The organism is Acidisoma silvae (assembly GCF_020618775.1).
Taxonomy (GTDB): domain Bacteria; phylum Pseudomonadota; class Alphaproteobacteria; order Acetobacterales; family Acetobacteraceae; genus Acidisoma; species Acidisoma silvae.
The window spans coordinates 1-2,675 of record NZ_JAESVB010000054.1; the positions used below are offsets into that span (position 1 = coordinate 1).

At 67.9% G+C, this 2,675-nt stretch carries 2 protein-coding genes; both read left to right on the forward strand.

Annotated features, from left to right (window positions below):
- Window positions 1–1,499: bifunctional heptose 7-phosphate kinase/heptose 1-phosphate adenyltransferase (locus tag ASILVAE211_RS25660; protein WP_319799649.1), on the forward strand; the 1,499-nt coding region annotated here is incomplete at its 5' end.
- Window positions 1,500–1,502: 3 nt separating this feature from the next.
- Window positions 1,503–2,675 (forward strand): AGE family epimerase/isomerase (locus tag ASILVAE211_RS25665; protein WP_227324192.1); only part of this gene is annotated, 1,173 nt, incomplete at its 3' end.

A 2,675-nucleotide genomic window follows, 5' to 3' on the forward strand; every position in this document is an offset into this window, starting at 1 on the left:
CGTTTGCGGGTCGGCGTGTGCTGGTTGTGGGCGATGTGATGCTGGACCGTTTCGTCTATGGGCGGACGGAGCGTGTGTCGCCGGAGGCGCCGTCGCTGATCCTGGCGGCGGACCGGCAGGAGCAGATGCTGGGCGGTGCGGCCAATGTGGCGGCGAATATCCTCAGCCTCGGCGGGCGCTGCCATCTGGTGGGCCTGTGCGGGGCCGACGCCATCGCCGGGGAACTCGCCGAGGAACTGGCCCGTTTCCCGGAGCTGACCGCCGATCTGGTGCGCGACGCCAGCCGCAGCACGACGCTGAAGGTCCGCCTCGTCAATCCGCAGCACAACACGCATCTGCTGCGGCTGGACTGGGAAGTGACGACGCCGGCCGCCGGCGCTGTCCTGGATGACCTCATCACCCGTGCCGTCGCCGCCGTGCCGCAGGCCGATGTTGTCGTCATCTCCGACTATCTGAAGGGCGTGCTGCAACCGGCGCTGATGCAGGCCGTGGCGGCGGAAGCCGCACGTCACGGCATTCCCGTCATCGTCGACCCCAAGGGCCAGGATTTCGCGCGCTACCGGGGGGCGAGTGTCATCGCGCCCAATCTGCACGAACTTTCGCTCGCCGTCGGCCGCGCCGTGCCGCAGGAGGATGCGGCCGTGGAAGACGCAGCACAGGAGATCAGCGCTGCCTCAGGGGCCGCTGGCATCGTCGTCAAGCGCAGCCAGGGCGGCGTGCAGCTGGTGGAGCATGGACGCACCACGGCGCGCTTCCCGACGCTGGCGCGGCGCGTGACGGATGTCTCGGGCGCCGGCGATACGCTGGTCGCGACGCTGGCCATGGCGCTGGCGGCAAAGGCCAGCCTTGATGCCGCAACGCGCATCGCCAATGCCGCCGCCGGCATCGCCGTCGCCAAGAAAGGCACGGCGGCCGCGACCGTCGATGAACTGGCCGACCTGCTGCTGCACCGGCACGAACACCGCATCTCGCCCAAGATCTACGCCACGACGGAAGCGCTGCGGCAGCAGGTGGCGGCCTGGCAGGCGGAGGGCCTGTCGGTCGGTTTCACCAATGGCTGTTTCGACCTGCTGCATCCCGGCCATATCTGGTCGCTGACCGAGGCCCGCAGCCGGGTGGACAGGCTGGTGTTGGCGCTGAACGCCGATGCCTCCGTCAAACGGCTGAAAGGCCCCAGCCGGCCGGTGCAGAACGAGGCCGCGCGCATGACGGTGGCCGCCGCGCTGGAAGCGGTCGATGCCGTCATTCTGTTCCACAGCGATACGCCGCTGGATCTGATCCTGGCCCTGCAACCCAATGTTCTGCTGAAGGGCGGGGACTATACGCCCGATACCGTCGTCGGCCGGGATGAGGTCGAGGCCTATGGCGGCCGTGTCGAGATCATTCCCTATATGCCCAATACCAGCACGTCGGAGATGATCCAGCGCATGGCGGAGGCGGAGGCTGAGAAATCCGGCCTCGGCACCGGCAGCGTGATTCCTGATCTGATTGAGCACTGAGCCGTGTTGACCCGTCCTCCATCATCGGCGCTGCTGGCCGCCGCCGATGCGGGGCTTGCCTGGCTGCGGGAGAGCGCCTGGCCCGTCTGGCTGGCGCAGGGCATCGATCGCGACGATGCCGGACAGGCTATCGGCTTTCACGAAAGTCTGTCGCTGGACGATCTGCGCTGTGCCGCCGATTACCGGCGCCTCCGCGTGGTGACCCGGCAGACCTTCGTCTTCGCCGAGGCGCTGAGCGCGGGGATGACAGAGGCCGAGGAGGCCGTGGAACTCGGGTTGCGCTATCTCCGCCGCCATGCCTTCGACGCGGCGGGCGGCTATCACTGGCGCTTCGATCTGGCGGGCCGGGTGACGGATGCGAAGCGGGATCTTTACGACCACGCCTTCGTGCTGCTGGCGCTGTCGACGGTGATGAAGGTCCGGCCCGACCCGCTGCTGCGGGCGGAGGCGCTGGCGCTCGACGCCTATCTGCACGGTGTCTTTCCCCATCCCGCCGGCGGCTATGGCGAGAGCCTGCCCGCCAGCCTGCCGCGCCGGCAGAATCCGCATATGCATCTGCTGGAAGCCAATCTCGCGGCGGCGGAAGCTTTCCCCGACGGGCCTTTCCTGGACCGCGCGGAGGGCATCGTCGCTCTCTTCCTCAGCCACATGTTTCTGGCGGGGGAAGGCGCGCTGGCCGAATATTTCGACGATGACCTGACAGCGCATCGCGAGGATGGGCGCTTTCTGGTCGAGCCCGGGCATCATGCCGAATGGGTCTGGCTGCTGCACTGGTATCAGACCCAGCGTCTGGCCGCCGGACGTCCGTTTCTCGCGGCCGTGGACCAGGCCATGCGCGCGCTCGATGCCTTCAACGACCGTTTCGGCATTCACGCTACAACCGGTGGACTGGTCGACGTGCTGGATAGCGACGGCCGTCTTGTCTCGGCCAGCCAGCGGCTATGGCCGCAGACGGAACGGCTGAAGGCCGAAATCCTGCGCCCCGATGCGACGGAGAGCCGCATCCTGCACGCCTTCGCCGTGCTGCGCGACTATATCGCGCCGGCGCCGCCCGGCTTGTGGATGGAACAACGCGAGCCCGACGGCACCTTCGCGAAAACGCCGGCACCCGCCAGCAGCCTCTATCACCTCACCTCGGCCTATACCGTCGCCGCCAGAACACTCCGGAGTTTCTCA